This is a genomic window from Pseudomonas glycinae, from assembly GCF_001594225.2.
Lineage (GTDB): Bacteria > Pseudomonadota > Gammaproteobacteria > Pseudomonadales > Pseudomonadaceae > Aquipseudomonas > Aquipseudomonas glycinae.
This window is the reverse complement of sequence record NZ_CP014205.2, coordinates 6,012,155-6,039,154: the sequence shown is the minus strand read 5'-3', so window position 1 is coordinate 6,039,154 and position 27,000 is coordinate 6,012,155. Positions and strand designations below refer to the sequence as shown.

The window sequence follows — 27,000 nt, the reverse complement described above, 5'->3', positions numbered from 1 at the left end:
CATGCTCCAGGTTCACAACGTCTTCAAAAGCTACCTCACCCCACAAGGCCCGTTGCCGGTGTTGCAAGGTATCGACCTGACGCTCAAGCCCGGCAGCAGCCTGGCGCTGATGGGCGAGTCGGGCAGCGGCAAGAGCACGCTGCTGCACCTGATCGCCGGGCTCGACAAAGTCGACAGCGGCAGTATCAGCAGCGGCGAACATCGGCTGGACCGGATGAACGAGGCGCAACTGGCCAACTGGCGGCGCACCGAAATCGGTCTGGTGTTCCAGCAGTACAACCTGATCGGCAGCCTGCGGATCGAGGACAACCTGGCGTTTCAGGCGCGACTGGCCGGGCGGCATGACCCGCGTTGGCAGCAGCATCTGGTGCAGCGCCTGGGGCTGAGCGAATTGCTCAAGCGCTATCCCGAACAACTCTCCGGCGGCCAGCAACAGCGGGTTGCGCTCGGGCGGGCGCTGGCCGCGCGACCGAAACTGCTGCTGGCCGACGAGCCCACCGGCAGCCTCGACGAAGCCACCAGCGACGAAGTGCTGCGACTGTTGCTGGAATTGCTCGACGACACGCCGACCACCTTGCTGATGGTCACCCACAGTCAGCGCGTGGCGGCGCGGCTGGCGGAGCGCGTGGTGCTGTCCAGCGGTCGGTTGACGTGAAGGTTTTCCGCCACGCGCTGATGGCGCTGCTGAGTCACTGGCGACGCCATCCGGTGCAGTTTTTCAGTGTGCTGACCGGGTTGTGGCTGGCCACCAGCTTGTTGACCGGAGTCGAAGCCCTCAACAGTCAGGCGCGGGACAGTTATGCCCGGGCCAGCCAGTTGATCGGCGGCGAACCCCAGGCCAGCCTCAGCACGCCGAACGGCGCGACGTTCCCGCAACAATGGTTCGTTGACCTGCGGCGTCTGGGTTGGCCGGTGTCGCCGATGCTGCAAGGACGCCTGAGTCTCAAGGGCCACGAAAACCAGCGCCTGCAGTTGATGGGTATCGAACCGGTGTCTTTACCCGGTGACAGCGCGGTGGCCGGGCAGGCGATGCCGATCGAGCGCGTCGTCGAGTTCTTCAGCCCGCCGGGCAGCACCTGGATTTCTCCCGAAACCTTGCGGGCGCTGAACCTCGCCGAGGGCGCGACCCCGGCCACCGAAACCGGCCAGACGCTGCCGCCGCTGCGGGCGCAAACCGACATGGCCCCCGGCATGCTGTTGGTGGACATCGGCGTCGCTCAGCGCGTGCTCGAACAGCCCGAGCAACTGTCACGCCTGCTGCTGCCGAAGGATTTTCACGCCGACGTCCCGGCCGCGTTCAAGGGCCAGTTGCAGCTCAAGAGCAGTGGCGAGGAAAACAACCTTGCGCGATTGACCGAAAGCTTCCACCTCAACCTCGATGCGCTCGGGTTTCTCTCGTTCATTGTCGGTTTGTTCATCGTCCACGCGGCTATCGGTTTGGCGCTGGAGCAACGTCGGGGACTGCTGCGCACCTTGAGGGCCTGCGGGGTCAGCGCGCGGATGCTGATCGCTTGCCTGATCGTCGAGCTCGGCGCGCTGGCGTTGATCGGCGGGTTGTTCGGCGTAGTCAGCGGTTACTGGCTGGCGAGCGTGCTGTTGCCGGATGTCGCCGCCAGCCTGCGCGGTCTGTACGGCGCGGAAGTGGCGGGGCAGTTGCGTCTGAGTCCGTGGTGGTGGTTCAGCGGCATCGGCTTGAGTCTGCTTGGCGCATTGCTGGCCGGAGCCAACAGTTTGCTGCGGGCGGCGCGTCTGCCGTTATTGGCGGTGGCGGATCCGCAGGCCTGGCATCAGCAACATGCGAGCTGGTTGCGGCGTCAGGGTTGGGTCGCCGGTGTTTGTGCAGTGATTGCGCTGGCGGCGCTGGTGTGGGGCAACAGCCTGGCCAGCGGTTTTGTGTTGATGGCGGGGCTGTTGCTCGGCGCCGCGCTGGCGCTGCCGGTGTTGCTCAGTGCGCTGCTCAACGGGTTGCTCGGGCGTAGCCGCTCGGTGCTCGGGCAGTGGTTTCTCGCCGACTGCCGCCAACAATTGCCGGCGTTGAGCCTGGCGTTGATGGCGCTGCTGCTGGCGATGGCGGCGAACATCGGCGCCGGCAGCATGACCGCCGGTTTCCGCCAGACCTTCAACGACTGGCTCGAACAACGGCTCACCGCCGAGCTTTATCTGAACCCGAGCAACCCGGCGCAGGCGCGAGAGCTGTACACGTGGCTCAAACAGCAACCGAGCGTCACCGCGATCATGCCCAACTGGCAGGTTTCGGTGACGCTGCAGGGCTGGCCGGCGGATGTGTTCGGGATCATCGATCATCCGCACTATCGCCAGCACTGGCCGTTGCTCGAATCTCGAGGAGACGACCCGTGGGCGGCGCTGGCCAAGGACGATGCGGTGATGCTCAGCGAACAATTGGCGCGTCGCTTGAAAGTCACACCGGGCGATCACCTGACCATTCCCACGCCGGGCGGCTCGTGGACGCCGCGCATCGTCGGGATCTACGCCGACTACGGCAATCCCAAGGGCCATGTGCTGGTCAACAGCAATCACCTGTTGCGCGGCTGGCCGCAGCTGACGCCGAACCGCTTCAACCTGCGTATCGACCCGCCGAACATCCCGGCGCTGCTCACGGCCTTGCAGGCGCGCTTCCAGCTCGATGACAGTCGCATCGTTGATCAGGCGCGGCTCAAGGGCTGGTCGGTGCAAGTCTTCGAACGCACTTTCGCCGCGACCGCCGCGCTGAATAGCCTGACGTTGGCCGTCGCCGGCGTGGCGCTGTTCATCAGCCTGCTGACCCAGAGCCAGAGCCGTCTCGGCCAGCTCGCACCGTTGTGGGCGTTGGGCGTGACGCGACGACAGTTGATGCTGCTCAATCTCGGGCAAACGTGGCTGTTGGCGCTGCTGACGCTGGTGCTGGCCTTGCCGCTGGGCATCGGTCTGGCGTGGTGTCTGGACGCGGTGATCAACGTGCAGGCCTTTGGCTGGCGTCTGCCGCTGCGGGTGTTTCCATGGCAGTTGCTGCAACTGATGGGGCTGGCGCTGCTGGCGACCTTGCTGGCCTCGGCGTGGCCGCTGTATTCGCTGTACCGCACGCAACCGGCGGACTTGCTGAGGACGTTTGCTCATGAGGACTAGGTTTGCGCTGGTGTTTTTGGCGTTGTTGCTCGGTGGTTGCGACAACCCCACAGCGGAGCAGAAGGGCTTCGCCGGCATGGGCGCTCAGGCACAGGCGTTTACGCCGGTGGTACCGGGGCGGGTGTTCAGCTTCCCGGCGGATCACGGCGCCCATGACGGCTTTCGCATCGAATGGTGGTACGTGACGGCCAATCTCAAGGATGCGCAGGGCAACGATTTTGGCGTGCAGTGGACGTTATTCCGCAGCGCCCTGAACGCCTCGCCGCAGCAGCCGGGCTGGGCCAACCAGACGATCTGGCTCGGGCACGCGGCAGTGACCTCGGCCAGCGTCCATCACGCCGCCGAGCGTTACGCCCGTGGCGGCGTCGGGCAGGCCGGGGTGCGTGCGGCGCCGTTCGAGGCGTGGATCGATGACTGGCGTTTCGTCAGTCAGGCGAGCGATCCGCTGAGCGACATGCAACTCAGCGCAAAGGACAAAAATTTCAGCTACCAGCTGCGCCTGACCTCCAGCCGCCCGCTGGTGCTGCAAGGCGACAAGGGTTTCAGTCAGAAATCCGAACAGGGCCAGGCGTCGTATTACTACAGCCAGCCGTTTTTCCAGGCCAGCGGCACCCTGCAGATCGACGGCCAGACCTACACCGTCAACGGCCCGGCCTGGCTCGACCGCGAATGGAGCAGTCAGCCGCTGACCGCCAATCAGACAGGGTGGGACTGGTTCTCCCTGCATCTGGACGGCGGCGAACACGTCATGCTTTACCGCATGCGCCAGAAGGAAGGGGCGCCGTACCTGACCGGCACGTGGATTGCCGCCGATGGCCAGACCGAAACCCTGCACGCCGAGCAGATCAAGCTGACCCCGCAAGGCACTGCGAAGGTCGCCGGCCGTTCGATGCCGGTGCGCTGGTCGATCGACATTCCGCAAAAAAATCTGCAGATCACCCTCGATGCAATCAACCCCGATGCCTGGATGAACCTGCGCATTCCGTATTGGGAAGGGCCGGTGCGCCTGAGCGGCAATCGGGGCGGGCAGGGCTATCTGGAGATGACCGGGTACTGATTTCGCGCGCCTTGCCTGCGAAGGGATCGATTGGAACTCTGTCGAGGATGCTCCCTCTACCGAGAAACATGGCCGAGGATCCGATCCATGAGCGAGGAACTGAAATCTCCAGACCTGACTACCTGGCAGCAGATGTTTGACGATCAGACGTACTGGCAACAATCCCCGGATGCCCATTACTTCGATCTGCAGCGCATTGCTGACGATTTGCTCGGCCAAGGTGCCATCGATCTTGAGCAGTGGCAGATTCTCAGAGCCAAGGCCGATGACCTGCACAAGGACGCACCCGCCGTGAACGTCGCGCGGGAACTCGACGACCCTGAAGCCTGAGGAGGCCCGACATGAACACTGTCCCTGATAGCGAACACCCTGACGAACCTCGTCCGCCGGGTGAAACCGAACGCGACAACGACGCACTGCGTCCCACCGATCCCAAACAGCGGCAGAGCTCCGGAAAAGGCACCGCCAGTGGCGAGTCCACCGCGCAGGACACTGCGCAACGATCGCGGAACAAACCCTGAAGGGCGACTATGCTCAGTGGCACATCCGTCGCTGACCACGTCGGCGATGGGTGCTGCCATCCATCACAGGGAATGTATCGCTTATGAAGCTCCAAGCACTGATGCACGCCATAGCACTTGCCACTGTCCTTTCTACTGCCAGCTTTTCGGCGATGGCCGCCGATATCCCGCTGTCGGCCGCTGTCGAGGCCGACCGGGTCACCACCAAAGTGCTGGCGGTTGACCCGGCCAATCATCAGGTGGTCCTTGAAGGCGCGGAAGGTCGCCAGGTGCACATTCAGCTCAGCGACAAGGCGAAAAACCTCGGTAATTTGAAAGTGGGCGATCTGGTACAGATCGAAGTGACCCGCTCTGTGGCCGCTTATCTGGACACCGACGTGGATAAAGGTCTGCCTGGCTCCACCGAGCGTACTGGCGAGCTGCGCAACGCCGTGGGCAGCAGCAACCCCGGTGGCGAGGCTTTCCGCCAGGTTCAGGTGCAACTGAAAATCACCAAAATTGATTTGGCGACAAACCAGGTCACCCTGGAAAACCCTTCAGGCCAGTCGAAAACCCTCAACGTCGAAAAGCCTGAAATTCAGGCCAAGCTGAAAGATTTGAAAGTCGGGCAAAGCGTCGTGGTCACTTACACCGATGTATTAAAAGTGACCAGTCAGCATGAAAGTTGAGTATTGACTCTACAGAATGGCTGTTCTTGTACAAGTAATTGTATGAGAACAGTCATATGAAGTATTCGGGCGGGTGAGTTCAGAAAGTTTGTCGGGAAAAATCGGTAAGCAACGTCCTTTAACTTTTCAGTACATAAATTTCATCTTCAATTAGCACGACATATCCGCCAACTTCCATTAAAATCCCTCCCGTTCGCCCAGTGTCAGGGCTCTTTACCGGTGCATGGATTGCCAGGCCATTACACTGGGCGAACACCTCCTCGGAGTGGAAACCAAAGAATTCAGAAGCAAAAAAGGGCGACTTTGAAGTCGCCCTTTTTTATTGTCTTACGATTTGGCGGGTCGCATGCCCTGTTGTAACTGAAGGCGCTTGAGCGTTTCCTGATACATGGTGGTGCGGCGGTGCTGTTTGCCGTATCCACCGATCGCGGCCACGGTGCCGGCCTGAATGTGATCCAGGTAGCGGAAAATCGTCCGCGGCGAGAGGCATTTGATGCCGTAGCCAAGGCTGCTTAAACGATCCTGCAGCGTGTATCCCGGGACTCGGTCGTCCATCGAAAAATGAAGCCCGTGAGCCTTGATCAGCCGTGCGTTCCACAAGGTGCAGAAGCTTTTCAGATGTGTTTCCCGGTAGGGTTTTGGATCTCGGGAGGGCAACCCCAAGTGCTGTTTTGCCCGGCGGAAATAGTGTTTGAAATAACGCGAAGACAAACGCCAAGTGTCTCTAAGGACACCGCGATCCAATTGCTCGACGCAACCGACCGCCGCTGTATCCAAAGATTGCATGCACTCATTCATCATCATCGAAAAGACAGTACTGTCAAAAACGAAAGTATCGGTGTGCAGCAAAAACAGGTAATCGGTTTCAACTTTCGCAAGTGCCAGATCAAGTGCCTTGCCATGAGCAATATGTCCCGCTTCCTTGCCGGGTGAAGGGCGCTCGATCAAGTTGATCCAGTCCAGAGACCGCAAGTAAATCAGGCTTTCATCGGCAGAATCGTTGTCCACCACCCACACCGGAATTTGATGCTCCTTGACGTATTGCTGGAGAAACTCCAGGCACATCCGGGTTATTTCCGGCGTCTTGTAATTGACCAATACAAGACTGAAGGCGGGCAGTTGTTTAGAGGTGGAATCGATCGCACTCATGGTCCGGGCTCACTTCAAGTTGAAGGGTTCTGCTGACGGCAATCAGCCCACAGAACCGCTGCTTTGTGGCCCGGATGGTAGGGACGTAACCTTAGTTCAAGCTTAATTTCCGAGCGCCCGGTCCGGGTGACTTGTTACCGCTTGCGACACCGGCGAGGCGCTTGGCGATCAAGCGCGGTTCCACGGTAAGATGCGCCGCCCTTTCAAGCTCAAGGAAGACAACGGCCCGCGCCGTTCGCCAAGGATGAAACCACTTTCCCTCTACCACCCGGCCCTTTACTGGCTGCGCGTGTGGCAAAAAAGACTGTTCCGCCACATCGCCTGGCACTGCTCGAGCAAACGCTACGCGCGGCCTGCCACGACGTCCGAGCGGCTGCCTTACCGCTACCTCAAACACACCTCAAAACTGATCCGCAAACTCGGCGACTCCGACCTCGCGCTGCAACACAACAAAGTCATCAACCTCAAACTCGCCGTCGCCGCCATCGACGGTGTCACCATCGCCCCCGGCGAATATTTCTCCTTCTGCCGCCTTGTCGGCCGCCCGACCCGCCAACGCGGCTACGTCGAAGGCATGGAACTCTCATTCGGCGAAGCCCGCACCGGCATCGGCGGCGGCATCTGCCAACTCAGCAACCTCATCCACTGGATGGCCATTCACTCACCCCTGGTCGTCATCGAACGCGCCAACCACAGCTTCGACCCCTTCCCGGACGACGGCCGCGTCCTGCCATTCGGCTCCGGAGCGGCGATCTTCTACAACTACATCGACCTGGTACTGCACAACCCGACGGATCGCAGCTTTCAGCTGAAGCTGAAGGTTGGGGAGACGCAGTTGGAGGGGGAGTTGTTGTGTGATCGGGAGCGGGCTTATCGGTATCACGTGTTCGAGGTGGGGCATCGGTTTGTGCGGGAGGGGGAGCGGGTGTATCGGGAGAATGAGATTTGGCGGGAGGTGAGGGAAAAGGGGCAGGTGGGGGCGTTGGTTAAGTGCGAGAAACTGTATGGGAATCGGGTGGTGGTTAAGTATGAGGTTTTGGACGCGTTGATCGATACGAAGTAATCATGGTTCTGGAATTGCTACTCTTCTGCATCCATGAGTTTTCTGTATTTGGAAAATATAGCGATGGCTTGTTTTTCGCCATTAATCAGGTTTTCATAAAAATTAATATTTGAAGCCCACTCAGCGAAAACTAACTTGCTTTCTGGCTTTGATTTTAAGGCGAGAAAGCAAAGTTTCCAATGGCGCGAAAGTCTGCTATCGACAATTTCGAAAAAGTCAGCTGCGACAGGGATGGGGTATTCATCATGGGTTTCTGAGCACAGATAGTACCAAGGTTGGTTATCCCGAAATTCTATTCCGTAGGCAATGTATTCTTTTCCTATTTGCAGGTCTAATTCGCCATCAGGAAGTGATATGTGTTTTTTTAATCTTGATACGGTTTCTGGATTTGGTGCTTGATTGATGTTGTTGAATTTACATACGACCTTCATTTAGTGGAATCTCCAAGCTCTGAGGAAGGTGGTGGGGTTGTCTTCAAGAATATAATGTATGAAAGGGGTTGAAAAGGGGGGGCAGATTTATTTTCTTCAGCGAAAAATAAATTTTGGTTTGTTATGCTTCAAGCATAAAATCTTCGATTTTTTTAATAAATTCCATCTTGTTTTTTGTTTTGAATTCCCCTAGGAATATCTCAGAATTTTTTAACGGGTTCCCTTTGTTGTCGTACTTGATTGTTAGGAATTCAATTACAAACTCTCCCGATGGATCTCCTTCTGGTTCAACTCTGGAGTCAAAGCAGTGTCCCGTAGTTTGTCGTGCACCACCTAGTAAAACTGAGCTACTAAACCAATCTGCAGTTTCGGGGGTGAGATCAACCTCGTAAAGGTTGTTGATTGTGATTGTCCATCCACTTGGTACTCGGAGGGGTTGGAGTTTGTATTTAAGTTTTGTTCTCATATTATTTTGTTTTTTTCATGTATAAAAGTGGAGATGTATAAAAAGGGACGGTTTTATTTTTTCAACGAGAAATAGATCTGTCCCCTTTGACTTGGGTTTGAAAAGGAGACAGATTTGTCAATTTTTGTTGAGTTCAGTCTAGCGGGTACTCGCAGGTCCATGGGGGCGTAAATAGCTCGGGGTTTATGTTGTTTTCATAAAGAAAAGAGTTTATTTCTTCCTCTGTTTCCATGGTTTTGCACGTTGTGATTGTTGTGTCGTTGGCGCCAATGCTGTCTCTTGTTTTGAGAAAGTGGATTGGGAGAGTGAATTCTATAATGACGTATTTAGAGTTTTTTGCATCCTCTAGAAACTTGTAGTAACTCTCTCCAGGGTATCTGTTTTCAAAGTTTAAATGATAAACAGCGTAGATTGCGATCCACTTTCTAAGTGACTCATCCTGCGAAGGTAGTTCCTGCGCAATCTCTGTATATGATTTTGCCTCCAAACCCCACCAAACTTTTCTAGGGATAGTCTTCTGGGTGCTCATTGTTGTCCTTCAAATTGGTTTGGCCAATAGATTCTTATAACTTCCCCTTTCACAGGGTGAAGCTGCAAATGTGGATGATCACCATGTGGGTCGCTCGGGTCGTGATTCGCCATTGTGACCTTTCTTGTCTTAATGTCTGAAACCGGTGTGTCATCCCAGTGATAGTATTTTTCGGGTTCTTTTGTTTTTCTAAAATGCGTTTTGGCAGTCGCAGAGTTGAATTCTTCGGCGTTTCTATATCCTTGGCCTACATATTTCCCTAAAAATAGCTCTTCAGCTTCAGCTCTGCTGTTCACGGTGACGGAGGTAGCACCTCGATCAAGTGCGTCTGATGCCCTTTTTACAGAACCATTCGACCACGGGATATCGGGTGCCGAAGGTTCTTTCGTATCGACTCGCGCCTTCTCTGTTGGTGCAGTTGGGTTTCCTTGACCATCTCCATCTGGTGGGCATCCATTCAAACCCAACGGATCCACCCACCCCGTAGGGTTAGGCACGTACTGGTAGTTATTCAACCCACCCGCAAGCTTGATCGGATCCGGTGTCAGAAACCGCCCAGTCCCCGGATTGTAGTAGCGATGACGGTTGTAGTGTAGGCCTGTCTCCGCATCGAAGTACTGACCCTGGAACCGCAACGGGTTGTCGATTTCGCTGACGTCCAGCGCCGCGAGGTTGCCGTACGCGCGGTATTTCGCGGACCACATGATTTCACCGCCGTAGTCGGTGAGTTCCTGCGGTGTGCCCAGGTGATCGAGCTGATAGTAGAACGGCGTCGCCTTACGCGGGCCTTCGCCGTCGAGCATCGCCAGCGGGCGGAAGCTGCCGGGTTCGTAGATGTAAGTGCGATAACGATTGTCACCGCTTTCGGCGATCAGGCGTTCGCCTTGCCACAAGAATTCGGTGGTATGGCCATCGACAGTTTTCTCGATGCGGCGACCGAAGGCGTCGTACTTATAGGATGCATTGCTGCCGCCCGGCAGGCTGACACGGATTAGTCGGTGCTGGGAGTCGTAGCTGTATTCGGTGACGAGTTTATGTCCGGTGCCACGGCGTTCGCGGATCAGGTTGCCATAGGCGTCGTAGTCGTAGTGGCGGTCGCCCTGCATCAGCAGACGGTTGCCTTTGACGTTGGCGAGGTTGGCTGTGCCTTCGTTGTTCTGGCCGAGCAGGTTGCCGGCCGGGTCGTGGGCGAAGGTTTCCGGTGTTGCGCCACGTACGCTGGTCAAGCGGTCCAGCGGGTCGTAGTGGAAGCTGCGGTTGCCCTTGCGGCTGTCGTCGATACCGGCGAGGTTGCCGTTGGCGTCGTAGTTATAGCGACGCTGGAACAGGTTTTTTTCACGCTGGCTGACGCTATGCGCTTGCAGGCGACCTTGTTCGTCGTACTGGTATTGGCTGAGCAACAGGCCTTGTTGGCGTTGCTGTTCGCGACCGGCGCTGAATTGGTGGCTGGTCAGGCGTGAGCCGTTGAGGTCGATGCTGCTCAGACGTCCGCCTGACAAATGGCGGTAGTCGAGTGTGCTGCCGTCGGGGAGGCGGCAGTGACTCAGTTGCCCGACGCTGTCGTATTCGTAACGTGTGGTGCCCCAACCCTGGTGTTCGGTGATCAGGCGATCCTGCACGTCGTATTCGTAGGCCAGCGGCCAGTGACCGTCGTCGACATTCACCAAACGGCCAAGGGCATCGTAGCTGTAGTGAATTTCTTCGCCATCGGCGAGGGTTTTCACCAGCAGTCGACCGGCAGCATCGCGCTGATACTCGGTGACCAGTTCGCTGCCGTCATCGCCGAATTCGGTCTTCTTCAGCAACTGGCCGTTGAGGTCGTATTCGTACGCGGTGCGGCGGCCGTCGAAACCGGTTTCCTGCTGGATCAGGCCGTTTGCAAAATAGTCGAGGTGGTAATGCTCGCCACGTTCGTTTTCGATTTCGGTCAGAAGCAGGCGCGAGTTGTCGTAGCGGTAGCGCAGCTGGCTGCCGTCAGGATTGATACGACGGCTGACAAGGTGCAGGTTGTCGGCATATTCGTAACGGGTGACGCGGCCGAGTTCGTCGCGTTCGGCAGTGACATTGCCGTAGGCGTTGTAGGTACCTGATGCCAATCGAAGACGTATTCTCGATCTCGGGTCGCGGTACTGTTGTAACCGGTCGTATCGAGCGCGGTATCGTTCGCGTTCAAGACGCCCTGGAAATCGTTGGTCTGCGTGACACCGCCACCACCACCTGCACCGGTGTTGAGATGTTCCGCAAGCTGCTGGACGAAGGCCGTGCTGGTGAGAACTGCGGCGTTCTGCTGCGTGGTACCAAGCGTGACGACGTTGAGCGTGGTCAGGTTCTGGTTAAGCCGGGTTCGGTTAAGCCGCACACCAAGTTTACTGCAGAAGTTTACGTTCTGAGCAAGGAAGAAGGCGGTCGTCACACTCCGTTCTTCAAAGGCTACCGTCCACAGTTCTACTTCCGTACTACTGACGTGACCGGTAACTGCGAGCTGCCAGAAGGCGTTGAAATGGTAATGCCAGGTGACAACATTCAGATGACTGTTACCCTGATCAAAACCATCGCGATGGAAGACGGTCTGCGTTTCGCAATCCGTGAAGGCGGCCGTACCGTTGGTGCTGGTGTCGTAGCCAAGATCATCGAGTAAACAGTTGTAATGTCTTTTTCAGGCCGGCATAATGGTCGGCCTGATTTTGTTTTAGGTCAGTAGCTCAATTGGCAGAGCGACGGTCTCCAAAACCGTAGGTTGGGGGTTCGATTCCCTCCTGACCTGCCAGATTCACTTGGTGTGTCTGGCTTTCTTTTCACAGGATCTTCATAGATGACTCCTAAAGCTGAAGCTCAAGGCTCTCGCTTCGATTTGCTCAAGTGGCTTGTCGTAGTCGCTTTGGTAATTGTTGGCGTTGTCGGCAATCAGTATTACGCTGCTTCGCCGATCCTGTACCGCGTACTTGCATTGCTTGTTATTGCTGCTGTAGCTGCCTTTGTAGGCCTGCAGACTGCCAAGGGCAAGTCTTTCTTTGTACTGGTTAAGGAGGCTCGCACCGAGATTCGTAAAGTCGTATGGCCAACTCGCCAAGAAACCACGCAAACCACGCTGATTGTTGTGGCTGTTGTTCTGGTTATGGCGTTGCTGTTGTGGGGGCTTGATTCCCTGCTCGGCTGGCTTGTTTCCTTGATTGTCGGCTAAGGGTGTCCCGTGGCTAAGCGTTGGTACGTTGTGCATGCTTACTCGGGTTACGAGAAGCATGTCATGCGTTCGTTGATCGAGCGCGTAAAGCTGGCTGGCATGGAAGATGGCTTCGGCGAAATTCTGGTTCCCACTGAAGAAGTGGTTGAAATGCGTAATGGCCAGAAACGCAAAAGCGAGCGCAAATTCTTCCCAGGTTATGTGCTGGTTCAGATGGACATGAACGAGGGTACTTGGCACTTGGTCAAGGATACTCCTCGGGTGATGGGTTTTATCGGCGGTACTGCTGATAAGCCGGCACCAATCACCGATAAAGAAGCTGAGGCGATTCTGCGTCGTGTTGCTGACGGTAGCGACAAGCCGAAGCCGAAGACATTGTTCGAGCCGGGCGAAACCGTTCGAGTCAATGACGGTCCGTTCGCTGACTTTAACGGTGTTGTTGAAGAAGTTAACTACGAAAAGAGCCGGATCCAAGTGGCGGTGCTCATTTTCGGACGCTCTACTCCGGTAGAGTTGGAGTTCAGTCAGGTCGAAAAGGTCTAACTGAGCAAGCATCCCAACCCCGCAGCCCTAGGCTGTGGGGTTTTGTCGTCACTGGGATAAACGCGCAAGTAACCGGGGAGCCTTTCGAGGCGTTCGAACCCGTAATTGGAGTGCCTCATGGCCAAGAAGATTACCGCTTACATCAAGCTGCAAGTGAAGGCCGCTCAGGCTAACCCAAGCCCACCTGTTGGTCCTGCTCTGGGTCAGCACGGCGTGAACATCATGGAATTCTGCAAAGCTTTCAACGCCCGTACCCAGGGTCTGGAAGCTGGTCTGCCGACTCCGGTGATCATCACTGTCTACAGCGACCGTAGCTTCACTTTCGAAACCAAATCCACCCCTGCTTCGGTTCTGCTGAAGAAGGCGGCCGGTCTGACCAGCGGTTCCGCTCGTCCGAACACCGTTAAGGTTGGCACTGTTACCCGTGCTCAGCTGGAAGAAATCGCGAAAACCAAAAACGCGGATCTGACTGCAGCTGATATGGATGCAGCCGTGCGCACTATCGCCGGTTCTGCTCGTAGCATGGGCCTTAACGTGGAGGGTGTGTAATGGCTAAGCTGACCAAGCGCCAAAAGGCTATCGCTGAAAAAATCGAAGCGGGCAAGTCCTACAACTTCGAAGAGGCCGCAACTCTGCTGGCTTCGCTGCCAGCTGCCAAATTCGTCGAGTCGTACGACGTAGCTGTAAACCTGGGCGTAGACCCGCGTAAATCCGACCAGGTCGTTCGTAGCGCTACTGTGCTGCCACACGGCACTGGCAAGACTGTTCGCGTTGCTGTGTTCACCCAGGGTCCAGCTGCTGAGGCCGCTCTGGCTGCCGGCGCTGACCGTGTAGGTATGGATGAGCTGGCTGCCGAAATGAAAGGCGGCGACCTGAACTATGACGTAGTGATCGCATCCCCGGATGCCATGCGCGTTGTAGGTCAACTGGGTCAGATCCTCGGTCCACGTGGTCTGATGCCTAACCCGAAAGTCGGCACTGTTACCCCAGACGTCGCTACCGCGGTCAAAAATGCCAAGGCTGGTCAGGTTCGTTATCGCACCGACAAAAACGGCATCATCCACACTTCTGTTGGCAAGATCGGCTTCGATGCCGTCAAGCTGAAGGAAAACGTTGAAGCCCTGATCGCTGATTTGAAGCGTATCAAGCCAGCTTCTTCGAAAGGTATCTACGTCAAGCGCGTTACCCTGAGCACCACTATGGGCCCAGGTCTGGTCATCGACCAGAGCTCGCTGGACGCGTAAGACAAAAATTGGCGCAGTTAACTGCGCCAATTGAAAGATTGGGGTCCCTGCCTGGCGGGGGCTATCCAAGACCGTAGGCGACGCAAGTCTTAAACCTCAAGCCTACGCAGATGGTGCTCCCGGTTCCTTACCGAATCAGACACCAAAACGACATTCGGTTTCGATCGGATGAAACGGTAACAAGCAGGAGTTAAACCCGTGGCAATTAATCTCGAAGACAAGAAGGCCATCGTCGCTGAAGTCAACGAGGCTGCCAAAGTCGCTCTGTCCGCTGTCGTGGTTGATGCCCGTGGCGTAACAGTAGGCGCAATGACCGGACTCCGTAAAGAGGCTCGTGAAGCTGGCGTTTACGTACGTGTTGTACGTAACACCCTGCTCAAGCGCGCTGTTGCTGGCACTTCGTACGAAGTGCTGGACAGTGCGTTCACCGGCCCGACCCTGATTGCATTCTCCAACGAACACCCGGGCGCTGCTGCTCGTCTGTTCAAGGAATTTGCCAAGGGTCAGGATAAGTTCGAGATCAAGGCAGCTTCGTTCGAGGGCAAGTTCCTCGCAGCGAATGAGATCGACGTGCTGGCAAGCCTGCCAACTCGCGACGAAGCTATTGCGAAACTGATGAGCGTGATTCAAGGCGCTACCAGCAAGCTGGCTCGTACTCTGGCGGCAATTCGCGATCAGAAAGAAGCAGCTGCAGCCTGAGGCTGAGCGTTTCCACTCTCGCGTATTTTTGTTTATTTCGACGGCCGTACAGGCTGTCCACCAAATCAGGAATTGAGTCATGTCTCTGACTAACGAACAAATCATCGAAGCAATCGGCCAGAAAACCGTTCTGGAAGTTGTTGAGCTGATCAAAGCAATGGAAGAAACCTTCGGCGTGACCGCTGCTGTTGCTGCTGCTGGTCCAGCTGCTGCTGCCGCTGTTGTTGAAGAGCAAACCGAGTTCAACGTTGTTCTGGTTGAAGCCGGCGAGAAGAAAGTAAACGTGATCAAGGCAGTTCGTGAACTGACCGGTCTGGGCCTGAAAGAAGCCAAAGAGAAAGTCGACGGCGCTCCTCAGGTTGTAGCTGAAGGCGTTTCGAAAGAAGCTGCTGAAGACGCTAAGAAGAAGCTGGAAGAAGCAGGCGCTAAAGTCGAGCTGAAGTAAGCATCGACTTTGCTCCTCCAGCCCGAGCGTCAAGCGACAGGCTGATGGCTGGTGGCTCTTGCCACCGGCCTTTTTCCGTTATTGGCAGCCGACTGGGTCGGTGTCGATAACGAGCTGTAACCACCCGATGCGGTGGCGCAAACCATGGGGTTTGCACGATTTTCTGGCTGCTCCCGTCGGGAGGGGCCAAACAAGCAGGTGACCAAGCTGGGGAACGCTGATGGCTTACTCATATACTGAGAAAAAACGTATCCGCAAGGACTTTAGCAAGTTGCCGGACGTCATGGATGTGCCTTACCTCCTGGCCATCCAGCTGGATTCGTATCGTGAATTCTTGCAAGCGGGAGCGACTAAAGATCAGTTCCGCGACGTGGGCCTGCATGCGGCCTTCAAATCCGTTTTCCCGATCATCAGCTACTCCGGCAATGCTGCGCTGGAGTACGTCGGTTATCGCCTGGGCGAACCGGCATTTGATGTCAAAGAATGCGTATTGCGCGGTGTAACTTTCGCCGTACCTTTGCGGGTAAAAGTGCGCCTGATCATTTTCGACAAAGAATCGTCGAACAAAGCGATCAAGGACATCAAAGAGCAAGAAGTCTACATGGGTGAAATCCCATTGATGACTGAGAACGGTACCTTCGTAATCAACGGTACCGAGCGTGTGATCGTTTCCCAGCTGCACCGTTCCCCGGGCGTGTTCTTCGACCACGACCGTGGCAAGACGCACAGCTCCGGCAAACTGCTGTACTCCGCGCGCATCATTCCTTACCGCGGTTCGTGGCTGGACTTCGAGTTCGACCCGAAAGACTGCGTCTTCGTGCGTATCGACCGTCGTCGCAAGCTGCCGGCCTCGGTTTTGCTGCGTGCACTCGGTTACACCACCGAAGAAGTGCTGGACGCGTTCTACACCACCAACGTATTCCACCTGAGCGGCGAAACCCTCAGCCTGGAACTGGTGCCATCGCGCCTGCGTGGTGAAGTTGCGGTTCTGGACATCCAGGATGAGAAGGGCAAGGTCATCGTTGAGCAAGGCCGCCGTATTACCGCGCGCCACATCAACCAGATCGAAAAAGCCGGAATCAAGACGCTGGATGTGCCGCTGGACTACGTCCTCGGTCGTACGACCGCGAAGGCCATCGTGCACCCGGCTACCGGTGAGATCCTGGCAGAGTGCAACACCGAGCTGTCGACCGAGATCCTGGCGAAAATCGCCAAGGCCGGCGTCGTACGCATCGAGACTCTGTACACCAACGACATCGACTGCGGTCCGTTCGTCTCCGACACGCTGAAGATCGACTCCACCAGCAACCAATTGGAAGCGCTGGTCGAGATTTATCGCATGATGCGTCCAGGCGAGCCGCCAACCAAGGACGCTGCCGAGACCCTGTTCAACAACCTGTTCTTCAGCCCTGAGCGTTACGATCTCTCTGCGGTCGGCCGGATGAAGTTCAACCGTCGTATCGGTCGTACCGAGATCGAAGGTTCGGGTGTGCTGTGCAAGGAAGACATCGTCGCGGTACTGAAGACTCTGGTCGACATCCGTAACGGTAAAGGCATCGTCGATGACATCGACCACCTGGGTAACCGTCGTGTTCGCTGCGTAGGCGAAATGGCCGAGAACCAGTTCCGCGTTGGCCTGGTACGTGTTGAGCGTGCGGTCAAAGAGCGCCTGTCGATGGCTGAAAGCGAAGGCCTGATGCCGCAAGATCTGATCAACGCCAAGCCAGTGGCTGCGGCGGTGAAAGAGTTCTTCGGTTCCAGCCAGCTGTCGCAGTTCATGGACCAGAACAACCCGCTGTCCGAGATCACCCACAAGCGTCGTGTCTCTGCACTCGGCCCTGGCGGTCTGACTCGTGAGCGCGCGGGCTTCGAAGTCCGTGACGTACACCCGACTCACTACGGTCGTGTCTGCCCGATTGAAACGCCGGAAGGTCCGAACATCGGTCTGATCAACTCCCTGGCTGCTTACGCTCGCACCAACCAGTACGGCTTCCTCGAGAGCCCGTACCGCGTGGTGAAAGAGGGTGTGGTCACCGACGACATCGTGTTCCTGTCTGCCATTGAAGAAGCCGATCACGTGATCGCGCAGGCTTCGGCGACCATGAACGAGCAGAAAGTCCTGGTCGACGAACTGGTGGCCGTACGTCACCTGAACGAATTCACCGTCAAGGCGCCGGAAGACGTCACCTTGATGGACGTTTCGCCGAAGCAGGTAGTTTCGGTTGCAGCGTCGCTGATTCCGTTCCTCGAGCACGACGACGCCAACCGTGCATTGATGGGTTCGAACATGCAGCGTCAAGCTGTACCAACCCTGCGCGCTGACAAGCCGCTGGTCGGTACCGGCATGGAGCGTAACGTGGCTCGCGACTCCGGCGTTTGCGTCGTGGCTCGTCGCGGCGGCGTGATCGACTCCGTTGATGCCAGCCGTATCGTGGTTCGCGTTGCTGATGACGAAGTTGAAACCGGCGAAGCGGGTGTCGACATCTACAACCTGACCAAATACACCCGCTCGAACCAGAACACCTGCATCAACCAGCGTCCGTTGGTGAGCAAGGGTGATCGTGTTCAGCGTGGCGACATCATGGCCGACGGTCCGTCCACCGACATGGGTGAACTGGCTCTGGGTCAGAACATGCGCATCGCGTTCATGGCATGGAACGGCTTCAACTTCGAAGACTCCATCTGCCTGTCCGAGCGTGTGGTTCAGGAAGACCGTTTCACCACGATCCACATTCAGGAACTGACCTGTGTGGCACGTGACACCAAGCTTGGCCCAGAGGAAATCACTGCGGACATCCCTAACGTGGGTGAAGCTGCGCTGAACAAGCTGGACGAAGCCGGTATCGTTTACGTAGGTGCTGAAGTTGGCGCAGGCGACATCCTGGTAGGCAAGGTCACTCCGAAAGGCGAGACCCAACTGACTCCGGAAGAAAAACTGCTGCGCGCAATCTTCGGTGAAAAAGCCAGCGACGTTAAGGACACTTCCCTGCGCGTGCCAACGGGCACCAAAGGTACTGTCATCGACGTACAGGTCTTCACGCGTGACGGCGTTGAGCGTGATGCTCGTGCGCTGTCGATCGAGAAGTCCCAGCTGGACGAGATCCGCAAGGATCTGAACGAAGAGTTCCGCATCGTTGAAGGCGCGACCTTCGAGCGTCTGCGTTCCGCTCTGGTAGGCCACAAGGCTGAAGGCGGCGCGGGCCTGAAGAAAGGTCAGGACATCACCGACGAAGTACTCGACGGTCTTGAGCATGGTCAGTGGTTCAAACTGCGCATGGCTGAAGATGCTCTGAACGAGCAGCTCGAGAAGGCTCAGGCCTACATCGTTGATCGTCGCCGTCTGCTGGACGACAAGTTCGAAGACAAGAAGCGCAAACTGCAGCAGGGCGATGACCTGGCTCCAGGCGTGCTGAAGATCGTCAAGGTTTACCTGGCAATCCGTCGTCGCATCCAGCCGGGCGACAAGATGGCCGGTCGTCACGGTAACAAAGGTGTGGTCTCCGTGATCATGCCGGTTGAAGACATGCCGCACGATGCCAATGGCACCCCGGTCGACGTGGTCCTCAACCCGCTGGGCGTACCTTCGCGTATGAACGTTGGTCAGATCCTTGAAACCCACCTGGGCCTCGCGGCCAAAGGTCTGGGCGAGAAGATCAACCGGATGGTCGAAGAGCAGCGTAAAGTCGCTGAGCTGCGTACCTTCCTGGACGAGATCTACAACCAGATCGGCGGTCGTAACGAAGATCTGGACAGCTTCTCCGATCAGGAAATCCTGGATCTGGCGAAGAACCTGCGTGGCGGCGTTCCAATGGCCACTCCAGTGTTCGACGGTGCCAAGGAAAGCGAAATCAAGGCCATGCTGAAACTGGCAGACCTGCCAGAAAGCGGCCAGATGCAGCTGACCGACGGCCGTACCGGCAACAAGTTCGAGCGTCCAGTTACCGTTGGCTACATGTACATGCTGAAGCTGAACCACTTGGTAGACGACAAGATGCACGCGCGTTCTACCGGTTCGTACAGCCTGGTTACCCAGCAGCCGCTGGGTGGTAAGGCGCAGTTCGGTGGTCAGCGTTTCGGGGAGATGGAGGTCTGGGCACTGGAAGCATACGGTGCTGCTTACACTCTGCAAGAAATGCTCACAGTGAAGTCGGACGATGTGAACGGCCGGACCAAGATGTACAAAAACATCGTGGACGGCGATCACCGTATGGAGCCGGGCATGCCCGAGTCCTTCAACGTGTTGATCAAGGAAATTCGTTCCCTCGGCATCGATATCGATCTGGAAACCGAATAACACGTGACGCGATCGAGAGCGGGGCAGGATTGCCCGCTCTCTGCTCCGCCAGGAGGAAAGGCCTTGAAAGACCTACTGAATTTGCTGAAAAACCAGGGTCAAGTCGAAGAGTTCGACGCCATCCGTATCGGATTGGCCTCGCCTGAGATGATCCGCTCGTGGTCGTTCGGTGAAGTTAAAAAGCCGGAAACCATCAACTACCGTACGTTCAAACCTGAGCGTGACGGTCTGTTCTGCGCCAAGATCTTTGGCCCGGTAAAGGATTACGAGTGCCTGTGCGGTAAGTACAAGCGCTTGAAGCACCGTGGTGTGATCTGCGAGAAGTGCGGCGTTGAAGTTGCACTCGCCAAGGTTCGTCGTGAGCGCATGGCGCACATCGAACTGGCTTCGCCGGTTGCCCACATCTGGTTCCTGAAATCGCTGCCGTCCCGTATCGGCCTGCTGATGGACATGACCCTGCGTGATATCGAGCGCGTTCTCTACTTCGAGAGCTATGTCGTTATCGACCCGGGCATGACCACTCTTGAAAAAGGTCAGCTGCTGAACGACGAGCAGTACTTCGAAGCGCTGGAAGAGTTCGGTGACGATTTCGACGCCCGCATGGGTGCCGAAGCTGTCCGCGAACTGCTGCACGCTATCGACCTGGAACACGAGATTGGCCGTCTGCGTGAAGAGATTCCGCAAACCAACTCCGAAACCAAGATCAAGAAGCTGTCCAAGCGTCTGAAGTTGATGGAAGCCTTTCAGGGTTCCGGCAACCTGCCAGAGTGGATGGTGCTGACCGTTCTGCCGGTTCTGCCGCCAGATCTGCGTCCACTGGTCCCGCTGGATGGCGGTCGTTTCGCGACTTCCGACCTCAACGATCTGTATCGTCGAGTGATCAACCGTAACAACCGTTTGAAGCGCCTGCTGGATCTGTCCGCTCCGGACATCATCGTGCGCAACGAAAAGCGTATGTTGCAGGAAGCTGTCGATGCACTGCTCGACAACGGTCGTCGTGGCCGCGCTATCACCGGTTCGAACAAGCGTCCTCTGAAATCCCTGGCTGACATGATCAAGGGTAAGCAAGGTCGTTTCCGTCAGAACTTGCTCGGTAAGCGTGTTGACTACTCGGGTCGTTCGGTAATTACCGTAGGTCCGACCCTGCGTCTGCACCAGTGCGGTCTGCCGAAGAAGATGGCTCTCGAGCTGTTCAAGCCGTTCATTTTCGGCAAGCTGGAAATGCGTGGTCTGGCGACCACCATCAAAGCGGCCAAGAAAATGGTCGAGCGCGAACTGCCAGAGGTTTGGGACGTTCTCGCTGAGGTGATTCGCGAACACCCGGTTCTTCTCAACCGTGCACCGACCCTTCACCGTCTGGGTATCCAGGCGTTTGAACCGGTACTGATCGAAGGTAAGGCTATCCAGCTGCACCCTCTGGTCTGCGCCGCGTACAACGCCGACTTCGACGGCGACCAAATGGCCGTGCACGTACCGCTGACGTTGGAAGCCCAGCTCGAAGCGCGTGCGTTGATGATGTCGACCAACAACATTCTGTCGCCAGCCAACGGTGAGCCAATCATCGTTCCGTCGCAGGACGTTGTATTGGGTCTGTACTACATGACTCGTGAAGCGATCAACGCCAAGGGCGAAGGTCGTGTGTTCGCGGATCTGCAGGAAGTTGACCGTGTGTTCCGTGCCGGCGAGGCCGCACTGCACGCCAAGATCAAGGTTCGTATCAACGAAACCGTGAACGATCGTGACGGCAACAGCGTGAACAACACCCGTATCGTCGACACCACTGTCGGCCGTGCGCTGCTGTTCCAGGTTGTGCCAAAAGGTCTGTCGTTCGACGTCGTCAACCTGCCGATGAAGAAAAAGGCGATCTCCAAGCTGATCAACCAGTGCTACCGCGTGGTTGGTCTGAAAGAGACCGTGATCTTCGCTGACCAGTTGATGTACACCGGTTTTGCCTACTCGACCATCTCCGGCGTTTCCATCGGTGTTAACGACTTCGTTATCCCGGATGAAAAAGCCCGCATCATCGGTGCAGCCACCGACGAAGTGAAAGAGATCGAGAGCCAGTACGCCTCCGGCCTGGTAACCCAGGGCGAGAAGTACAACAAAGTGATCGACCTTTGGTCGAAAGCGAACGACGAAGTCTCCAAGGCGATGATGGCCAACCTCTCGAAAGAGAAAGTCATCGACCGTCACGGCGACGAAGTCGAGCAAGAATCGTTCAACTCGATGTACATGATGGCCGACTCGGGTGCGCGGGGTTCCGCAGCACAGATTCGTCAGCTGGCCGGTATGCGTGGTCTGATGGCCAAGCCGGACGGTTCCATCATTGAAACGCCGATTACTGCGAACTTCCGTGAAGGTCTGAGCGTACTCCAGTACTTCATCTCGACTCACGGTGCTCGTAAAGGTCTGGCGGATACCGCGTTGAAAACTGCGAACTCCGGTTACCTGACTCGTCGTCTGGTAGACGTGGCGCAGGATCTGGTCGTGACCGAGATCGATTGCGGCACCGAACACGGTCTGCTGATGACTCCGCACATTGAAGGCGGTGACGTTGTAGAGCCGTTGGGTGAGCGCGTATTGGGTCGTGTCATTGCCCGTGACGTATTCAAGCCGGGTACCGAGGACGTCATCGTTCCTGCTGGCACCCTGGTAGACGAGAAGTGGGTCGAGTTCATCGAGCTGAACAGCATCGACGAAGTGATCGTGCGTTCGCCGATCAGCTGCGAAACCCGCTATGGCATTTGCGCCAAGTGCTACGGCCGTGACCTGGCTCGTGGTCACCAGGTGAACATCGGTGAAGCGGTCGGCGTTATCGCTGCCCAGTCCATCGGTGAGCCGGGTACCCAGCTGACGATGCGTACGTTCCACATCGGTGGTGCGGCAAGCCGTACTTCCGCAGCCGACAGCGTTCAGGTGAAGAATGGCGGTACCGTCCGTCTGCACAACCTGAAACACGTTGAGCGTGTGGATGGCAACCTGGTTGCTGTGTCCCGTTCCGGTGAGCTGGCAATCGCTGACGACTTCGGTCGTGAGCGCGAGCGTTACAAGCTGCCGTACGGTGCTGTGATTTCGGTTAAAGAAGGTGACAAGGTCGACGCTGGCGCAATCGTGGCCAAGTGGGATCCGCACACTCACCCGATCGTTACCGAAATGAAAGGTACCGTGACCTACGTGGGCATGGAAGAAGGCATCACGATCAAGCGTCAGACTGACGAATTGACCGGTATGACCAACATTGAAGTACTCGATGCCAAAGACCGTCCGGCTGCCGGTAAGGACATCCGTCCTGCGGTGAAGATGGTTGATGACAACGGCAAGGATCTGTTGCTGCCAGGCACTGACGTTATCGCTCAGTACTTCCTGCCAGCCAACGCCCTGGTCGGTGTTGCGGACGGTGCGAAGATTGCGATCGGTGATGTTATCGCTCGTATCCCGCAAGAAACTTCGAAAACCCGTGACATCACCGGTGGTCTGCCGCGTGTTGCCGACTTGTTCGAAGCCCGTCGTCCGAAAGAAGCGTCGATTCTGGCTGAAGTCAGCGGCACCATCGCGTTCGGTAAAGAGACCAAAGGCAAGCGTCGTCTGGTCATTACCCCGAACGACGGTAGCGATCCGTACGAAGAGCTGATTCCGAAGTGGCGTCACCTGAACGTGTTCGAAGGTGAACAGGTAAACCGCGGCGAAGTTATCTCCGACGGTCCGAGCGATCCGCACGACATCCTGCGTCTGCTGGGTGTGAGCGCGCTGGCCAAGTACATCGTCAACGAGATCCAGGACGTTTACCGTCTGCAAGGCGTGAAGATCAACGACAAGCACATCGAGACCATCCTGCGTCAGATGCTGCGTAAAGTTGAGATCTCCGAGTCCGGCGATTCCAGCTTCATCAAGGGCGACCAGATGGAACTGACTCACGTTCTGGTAGAGAACGAGCGTCTGAACGCGGAAGACAAGTTTGTCTCCAAGTTCACCCGCGTTCTGCTGGGTATCACCAAGGCGTCGTTGTCGACCGAATCGTTCATCTCGGCGGCTTCCTTCCAGGAAACCACCCGCGTACTGACCGAAGCGGCGGTAACCGGCAAGCGTGATTACCTGCGCGGCCTGAAAGAAAACGTGGTCGTGGGTCGTCTGATCCCGGCCGGTACCGGTCTGGCTTATCACAGCGAGCGTAAGCGTCGTCGTGATGCAGACAAACCGTTGCGCGTAAGCGCCAGTGAAGTGGAAGCTGCACTGACCGAAGCGCTGAACTCGAGCGGTAACTGAGTTCTGCGGAAAATGAGCTGAGGCCCTGATCAAGCCGTTCATCGAATCGAGACAATTTGTCGAGGTTCGACGAGCGGGGAGGTCGGGGCCTTGCCTTGACTGGGGACAAGATCCTCTTTAGACTCTTGATCCCCTAAATTTGGCGGGAGTTCGTTCCTGCCATTTTGCTTTTCTTGCAAGACAATAGCGTCGCAAGACAACAGTGGAGCTAGTAGATGGCAACTATCAACCAGCTGGTACGTCAGCCGCGTAAGCGTATCGTCGAGAAATCCGACGTGCCTGCGCTGCAGAACTGCCCGCAACGTCGTGGCGTGTGCACCCGTGTGTACACCACTACGCCGAAAAAACCTAACTCGGCACTGCGTAAAGTATGCCGTGTGCGTCTGACCAACGGTTTCGAGGTTTCCTCGTACATCGGTGGTGAAGGCCACAACCTGCAAGAGCACAGCGTGGTACTGATCCGCGGCGGTCGTGTAAAAGACTTGCCAGGTGTTCGTTACCACACCGTTCGCGGCTCCTTGGATACTTCCGGCGTTAAAGGCCGTAACCAGGGTCGTTCGAAGTACGGTACCAAGCGTCCGAAGTAATCGGCCGTTTTGCAGATTTTCATTTTATTGAGTCGATAAGAGTAAGGTCGGGCGCGCATCCACTGGATCTGTCCCGAGCTAACCTGAAGACCGTTTGAGGGCTTATCAATGCCAAGACGTCGCGTAGCAGCAAAGCGTGAGATTCTGGACGATCCGAAATACGGAAGCCAAATCCTCGCCAAATTCATGAACCACGTTATGGAAAGCGGCAAGAAAGCCGTTGCCGAGCGTATCGTTTATGGTGCCCTGGAAACCGTTGCGGCTCGCAAGACCGGCACCGATCCCCTGGAACTCTTCGAAAAAGCACTCGACGCCATCGCTCCGCTGGTCGAAGTGAAGTCGCGCCGCGTTGGTGGTGCTACTTACCAGGTTCCGGTCGAGGTTCGTCCGTCCCGTCGTAACGCTCTAGCAATGCGCTGGTTGGTAGACTTCGCCCGCAAGCGCGGCGAGAAGTCCATGGCTCTGCGCTTGGCTGGCGAACTGCTGGATGCTGCTGAAGGTAAAGGTGCTGCTGTTAAGAAGCGTGAAGACGTGCACCGTATGGCCGAAGCTAACAAAGCTTTCTCGCACTACCGCTTCTAATTTTAGCTTCACTAATTTTGCGAGGGCTTTATGGCTCGTACTACTCCGATTAGTCGCTACCGTAACATCGGTATCGTCGCTCACGTGGATGCTGGTAAAACCACCACCACCGAGCGCGTCCTTTTTTACACTGGCAAAAGTCACAAAATGGGCGAGGTGCATGACGGCGCCGCGACCACAGACTGGATGGTTCAGGAGCAGGAGCGTGGTATTACCATTACTTCTGCTGCCATTACCGCCTTCTGGAAAGGTTCCGAGAAGCAGTACCCACACGAGCATCGCTTCAACGTAATCGATACCCCGGGCCACGTAGACTTCACCATTGAAGTGGAACGCTCCCTGCGCGTACTCGACGGTGCTGTCGTGGTGTTCTGCGGTACTTCGGGTGTTGAGCCTCAGTCGGAAACCGTATGGCGTCAGGCCAACAAATACGGCGTTCCACGTCTTGTTTACGTAAACAAGATGGACCGTGCTGGTGCCAACTTCCTGCGCGTGATCGGTCAGATCAAACAGCGTCTGGGTCACACTCCGGTGCCGATCCAGCTGGCTATCGGTTCGGAAGACAACTTCCAGGGCCAGATCGACCTGATCAACATGCAAGCTGTCTACTGGAACGACTCTGACAAGGGTATGGTTCCGGTTCGCAAGGAAATCCCTGCGGACATGCTTGAACTGGCTGAAGAATGGCGCAACAACATGGTTGAAGCCGCCGCCGAAGCCAGCGAAGAGCTGATGAACAAGTACCTGGAAGGTGAAGAGCTGTCGATCGCCGAGATCAAGGCTGCTCTGCGTCAGCGTACTATCGCCGGCGAAATCGTTCTGGCTGTTTGCGGTTCTTCGTTCAAGAACAAGGGCGTTCCCCTGGTTCTCGACGCCGTTATCGACTTCCTGCCTGCTCCGACCGATATTCCTGCTATCAAGGGTTCCAACCCTGATAACGAGGAAGAAGAGATGGAGCGTCATGCAAGCGACGACGAGCCGTTCGCGGCGCTGGCGTTCAAGATCGCTACCGACCCATTCGTGGGTACCTTGACCTTCGTCCGTGTTTACTCGGGCGTGTTGAACTCCGGCGACGGCGTGATCAACTCGGTTAAAGGCAAGAAAGAGCGCGTGGGTCGTATGGTGCAAATGCACGCAAACGCCCGTGAAGAGATCAAGGAAGTGCGCGCTGGCGACATCGCGGCCCTGATCGGCATGAAGGACGTCACCACTGGTGAAACCCTCTGCAACGCTGACAAGCCAATCATCCTGGTTCGCATGGACTTCCCGGAGCCGGTTATTTCGGTTGCCGTAGAGCCTAAGACCAAGGATGACCAGGAAAAAATGGGTATCGCTCTGGGCAAACTTGCTCAGGAAGACCCGTCTTTCCGCGTTAAAACTGATGAAGAGACTGGTCAGACGATCATCTCCGGCATGGGCGAGCTGCACCTGGACATCCTGGTTGACCGGATGCGCCGTGAGTTCAACGTCGAAGCCAACATCGGCAAGCCACAGGTTTCGTACCGTGAGCGCATCACGAAGAGCTGCGAAGTCGAAGGCAAGTTCGTTCGTCAGTCCGGCGGTCGTGGCCAGTTTGGTCACTGCTGGATTCGCTTTGCTCCTGCTGACGAAGGTCAGGAAGGTCTGCAATTCCTGAACGAAGTAGTGGGTGGTGTGGTTCCTAAGGAATACATCCCGGCTATCCAGAAGGGTATCGAAGAGCAGATGAAGAACGGCGTTGTTGCCGGCTATCCGCTGATCGGCCTGAAGGCTACCGTGTTCGATGGTTCTTACCACGACGTCGACTCCAACGAGATGGCGTTTAAAGTGGCTGCTTCCATGGCGACCAAGCAACTGGCCCAGAAGGGCGGTGGTGAGTTGCTCGAGCCGATCATGGCGGTAGAGGTTGTTACGCCTGAAGACTATATGGGTGATGTAATGGGCGACCTTAACCGTCGTCGCGGCTTGATCCAGGGTATGGAAGACACAGTGTCCGGCAAGGTTATCCGTGCCGAAGTTCCACTGGGCGAGATGTTCGGTTATGCAACCGACGTTCGTTCCATGTCCCAGGGTCGCGCAAGCTACTCTATGGAATTCAAAAAATACGATACGGCTCCGTCGCACATCGTCGAATCCGTTACCAAAAAACAAGGCTGATTCAGCCCCTTTAGGCTAG

Annotated in this window: 22 protein-coding genes, 1 tRNA gene and 2 pseudogenes; 20 read left to right on the top strand and 5 right to left on the bottom strand. The window is 56.6% G+C overall.

Annotated elements, in window-relative coordinates; genetic code table 11:
* Nucleotide 1 precedes the first annotated feature (1 nt).
* From AWU82_RS27640 to AWU82_RS27615, 6 genes are all read left to right on the top strand, one after another.
* Complete coding sequence (locus AWU82_RS27640) at nucleotides 2-655, top strand: ABC transporter ATP-binding protein (RefSeq protein WP_064378943.1); 654 nt, start codon at nucleotides 2-4, stop codon at nucleotides 653-655.
* The gene (locus tag AWU82_RS27635; protein ID WP_064378944.1) at nucleotides 652-3,123 is read left to right on the top strand and encodes an FtsX-like permease family protein; all 2,472 of its coding nucleotides are present in this window, start codon (nucleotides 652-654) and stop codon (nucleotides 3,121-3,123) included. Before AWU82_RS27640 ends, AWU82_RS27635 begins: the two co-directional genes overlap by 4 nt.
* A complete protein-coding gene (locus AWU82_RS27630) occupies nucleotides 3,113-4,180 on the top strand; it encodes a lipocalin-like domain-containing protein (protein ID WP_064378945.1) in 1,068 nt (355 codons plus the stop codon). Before AWU82_RS27635 ends, AWU82_RS27630 begins: the two co-directional genes overlap by 11 nt.
* Before the next feature lie 87 nt (nucleotides 4,181-4,267).
* On the top strand, nucleotides 4,268-4,510 hold the full coding sequence (locus AWU82_RS27625; protein WP_041475203.1) for a hypothetical protein: 243 nt from the start codon (nucleotides 4,268-4,270) through the stop codon (nucleotides 4,508-4,510).
* 11 nt (nucleotides 4,511-4,521) lie between these two features.
* Nucleotides 4,522-4,701, top strand: coding sequence for a hypothetical protein (locus AWU82_RS27620; RefSeq protein WP_064378946.1), 180 nt, complete (start codon nucleotides 4,522-4,524; stop codon nucleotides 4,699-4,701).
* 83 nt (nucleotides 4,702-4,784) lie between these two features.
* A complete protein-coding gene (locus tag AWU82_RS27615) occupies nucleotides 4,785-5,369 on the top strand; it encodes a hypothetical protein (RefSeq protein ID WP_064378947.1) in 585 nt (194 codons plus the stop codon).
* Nucleotides 5,370-5,696: 327 nt separating this feature from the next.
* Here the strand turns inward: AWU82_RS27615 and AWU82_RS27610 are convergent, their stop codons facing one another.
* Nucleotides 5,697-6,518 carry a glycosyltransferase family 2 protein gene (locus tag AWU82_RS27610; RefSeq protein ID WP_039767785.1) on the bottom strand — a complete coding sequence of 274 codons (822 nt, stop codon included), beginning with the start codon at nucleotides 6,516-6,518 and terminating at the stop codon, nucleotides 5,697-5,699.
* Between the two features lie 244 nt (nucleotides 6,519-6,762).
* On the opposite strand from AWU82_RS27610, the gene AWU82_RS27605 reads away from it, so the two are divergent.
* The gene (locus tag AWU82_RS27605) at nucleotides 6,763-7,581 is read left to right on the top strand and encodes a VanW family protein (RefSeq protein WP_064378948.1); all 819 of its coding nucleotides are present in this window, start codon (nucleotides 6,763-6,765) and stop codon (nucleotides 7,579-7,581) included.
* Between the two features lie 17 nt (nucleotides 7,582-7,598).
* Here AWU82_RS27605 and AWU82_RS27600 read toward each other — a convergent pair whose 3' ends face one another.
* From AWU82_RS27600 to AWU82_RS27585, 4 genes and pseudogenes are all read right to left on the bottom strand, one after another.
* Nucleotides 7,599-8,012: a hypothetical protein gene (locus AWU82_RS27600; RefSeq protein WP_084776887.1), complete on the bottom strand. Its 414-nt coding sequence runs from the start codon at nucleotides 8,010-8,012 to the stop codon at nucleotides 7,599-7,601.
* Nucleotides 8,013-8,133: 121 nt separating this feature from the next.
* Nucleotides 8,134-8,478 (bottom strand): hypothetical protein, encoded by a 345-nt coding sequence (locus AWU82_RS27595; RefSeq protein ID WP_139831646.1) that lies wholly within the window; start codon nucleotides 8,476-8,478, stop codon nucleotides 8,134-8,136.
* A 133-nt stretch (nucleotides 8,479-8,611) separates the two neighbouring features.
* A complete protein-coding gene (locus AWU82_RS27590; protein ID WP_064378949.1) occupies nucleotides 8,612-9,007 on the bottom strand; it encodes a hypothetical protein in 396 nt (131 codons plus the stop codon).
* A gap of 398 nt (nucleotides 9,008-9,405) precedes the next feature.
* Nucleotides 9,406-11,091, bottom strand: a pseudogene (locus AWU82_RS27585) (RHS repeat-associated core domain-containing protein); the annotation flags it as partial.
* On the opposite strand from AWU82_RS27585, the pseudogene AWU82_RS27580 reads away from it, so the two are divergent.
* The 13 genes and pseudogenes from AWU82_RS27580 to fusA all read left to right on the top strand — a co-directional run.
* Nucleotides 11,091-11,645: pseudogene (locus AWU82_RS27580) on the top strand (EF-Tu C-terminal domain-related protein); the annotation flags it as partial. The pseudogenes AWU82_RS27585 and AWU82_RS27580 sit on opposite strands and share 1 nt — an antisense overlap.
* 53 nt (nucleotides 11,646-11,698) lie before the next feature.
* Nucleotides 11,699-11,774, top strand: a tRNA-Trp gene (locus tag AWU82_RS27575).
* Between the two features lie 45 nt (nucleotides 11,775-11,819).
* Complete coding sequence (secE, locus tag AWU82_RS27570) at nucleotides 11,820-12,188, top strand: preprotein translocase subunit SecE (protein WP_007957600.1); 369 nt, start codon at nucleotides 11,820-11,822, stop codon at nucleotides 12,186-12,188.
* A gap of 9 nt (nucleotides 12,189-12,197) precedes the next feature.
* On the top strand, nucleotides 12,198-12,731 hold the full coding sequence (nusG, locus tag AWU82_RS27565) for a transcription termination/antitermination protein NusG (protein WP_007957598.1): 534 nt from the start codon (nucleotides 12,198-12,200) through the stop codon (nucleotides 12,729-12,731).
* A 117-nt stretch (nucleotides 12,732-12,848) separates the two neighbouring features.
* Entirely contained in the window at nucleotides 12,849-13,280 is a 432-nt protein-coding gene (gene rplK / locus AWU82_RS27560; RefSeq protein WP_003228756.1) for a 50S ribosomal protein L11, read from the top strand.
* Nucleotides 13,280-13,975 (top strand): 50S ribosomal protein L1, encoded by a 696-nt coding sequence (gene rplA, locus AWU82_RS27555; protein WP_064382250.1) that lies wholly within the window; start codon nucleotides 13,280-13,282, stop codon nucleotides 13,973-13,975. The genes rplK and rplA overlap by 1 nt, the downstream gene beginning before the upstream one ends.
* 198 nt (nucleotides 13,976-14,173) lie before the next feature.
* Nucleotides 14,174-14,674, top strand: a complete 501-nt coding sequence (gene rplJ / locus AWU82_RS27550; RefSeq protein WP_064382249.1) for a 50S ribosomal protein L10 — start codon at nucleotides 14,174-14,176, stop codon at nucleotides 14,672-14,674.
* A gap of 79 nt (nucleotides 14,675-14,753) precedes the next feature.
* A complete protein-coding gene (gene rplL, locus AWU82_RS27545) occupies nucleotides 14,754-15,119 on the top strand; it encodes a 50S ribosomal protein L7/L12 (RefSeq protein ID WP_007957596.1) in 366 nt (121 codons plus the stop codon).
* 220 nt (nucleotides 15,120-15,339) lie between these two features.
* Nucleotides 15,340-19,413: a DNA-directed RNA polymerase subunit beta gene (gene rpoB, locus AWU82_RS27540; RefSeq protein WP_064382248.1), complete on the top strand. Its 4,074-nt coding sequence runs from the start codon at nucleotides 15,340-15,342 to the stop codon at nucleotides 19,411-19,413.
* Nucleotides 19,414-19,476: 63 nt separating this feature from the next.
* Nucleotides 19,477-23,676: a DNA-directed RNA polymerase subunit beta' gene (gene rpoC / locus AWU82_RS27535; RefSeq protein ID WP_007957594.1), complete on the top strand. Its 4,200-nt coding sequence runs from the start codon at nucleotides 19,477-19,479 to the stop codon at nucleotides 23,674-23,676.
* A gap of 215 nt (nucleotides 23,677-23,891) precedes the next feature.
* A complete protein-coding gene (gene rpsL, locus AWU82_RS27530; protein ID WP_003186084.1) occupies nucleotides 23,892-24,263 on the top strand; it encodes a 30S ribosomal protein S12 in 372 nt (123 codons plus the stop codon).
* 108 nt (nucleotides 24,264-24,371) lie between these two features.
* Nucleotides 24,372-24,845: a 30S ribosomal protein S7 gene (gene rpsG / locus AWU82_RS27525; RefSeq protein WP_007957592.1), complete on the top strand. Its 474-nt coding sequence runs from the start codon at nucleotides 24,372-24,374 to the stop codon at nucleotides 24,843-24,845.
* Between the two features lie 30 nt (nucleotides 24,846-24,875).
* Complete coding sequence (gene fusA / locus AWU82_RS27520; RefSeq protein WP_064382247.1) at nucleotides 24,876-26,981, top strand: elongation factor G; 2,106 nt, start codon at nucleotides 24,876-24,878, stop codon at nucleotides 26,979-26,981.
* Nucleotides 26,982-27,000 lie beyond the last annotated feature (19 nt).

What these genes read in the sequence shown, in the direction of transcription:
- AWU82_RS27640 (WP_064378943.1), top strand. Translation starts at nt 2, where the DNA reads ATGCTCCAGGTTCACAACGTCTTCAAAAGCTACCTCACCCCACAAGGC.
- AWU82_RS27630 (WP_064378945.1), top strand. Translation starts at nt 3,113, where the DNA reads ATGAGGACTAGGTTTGCGCTGGTGTTTTTGGCGTTGTTGCTCGGTGGT.
- AWU82_RS27625 (WP_041475203.1), top strand. Translation starts at nt 4,268, where the DNA reads ATGAGCGAGGAACTGAAATCTCCAGACCTGACTACCTGGCAGCAGATG.
- AWU82_RS27620 (WP_064378946.1), top strand. Translation starts at nt 4,522, where the DNA reads ATGAACACTGTCCCTGATAGCGAACACCCTGACGAACCTCGTCCGCCG.
- AWU82_RS27615 (WP_064378947.1), top strand. Translation starts at nt 4,785, where the DNA reads ATGAAGCTCCAAGCACTGATGCACGCCATAGCACTTGCCACTGTCCTT.
- AWU82_RS27610 (WP_039767785.1), bottom strand. Translation starts at nt 6,518, where the DNA reads ATGAGTGCGATCGATTCCACCTCTAAACAACTGCCCGCCTTCAGTCTT.
- AWU82_RS27605 (WP_064378948.1), top strand. Translation starts at nt 6,763, where the DNA reads ATGAAACCACTTTCCCTCTACCACCCGGCCCTTTACTGGCTGCGCGTG.
- AWU82_RS27600 (WP_084776887.1), bottom strand. Translation starts at nt 8,012, where the DNA reads ATGAAGGTCGTATGTAAATTCAACAACATCAATCAAGCACCAAATCCA.
- AWU82_RS27595 (WP_139831646.1), bottom strand. Translation starts at nt 8,478, where the DNA reads ATGAGAACAAAACTTAAATACAAACTCCAACCCCTCCGAGTACCAAGT.
- AWU82_RS27590 (WP_064378949.1), bottom strand. Translation starts at nt 9,007, where the DNA reads ATGAGCACCCAGAAGACTATCCCTAGAAAAGTTTGGTGGGGTTTGGAG.
- secE (WP_007957600.1), top strand. Translation starts at nt 11,820, where the DNA reads ATGACTCCTAAAGCTGAAGCTCAAGGCTCTCGCTTCGATTTGCTCAAG.
- rplK (WP_003228756.1), top strand. Translation starts at nt 12,849, where the DNA reads ATGGCCAAGAAGATTACCGCTTACATCAAGCTGCAAGTGAAGGCCGCT.
- rplA (WP_064382250.1), top strand. Translation starts at nt 13,280, where the DNA reads ATGGCTAAGCTGACCAAGCGCCAAAAGGCTATCGCTGAAAAAATCGAA.
- rplL (WP_007957596.1), top strand. Translation starts at nt 14,754, where the DNA reads ATGTCTCTGACTAACGAACAAATCATCGAAGCAATCGGCCAGAAAACC.
- rpoB (WP_064382248.1), top strand. Translation starts at nt 15,340, where the DNA reads ATGGCTTACTCATATACTGAGAAAAAACGTATCCGCAAGGACTTTAGC.
- rpsL (WP_003186084.1), top strand. Translation starts at nt 23,892, where the DNA reads ATGGCAACTATCAACCAGCTGGTACGTCAGCCGCGTAAGCGTATCGTC.
- rpsG (WP_007957592.1), top strand. Translation starts at nt 24,372, where the DNA reads ATGCCAAGACGTCGCGTAGCAGCAAAGCGTGAGATTCTGGACGATCCG.
- fusA (WP_064382247.1), top strand. Translation starts at nt 24,876, where the DNA reads ATGGCTCGTACTACTCCGATTAGTCGCTACCGTAACATCGGTATCGTC.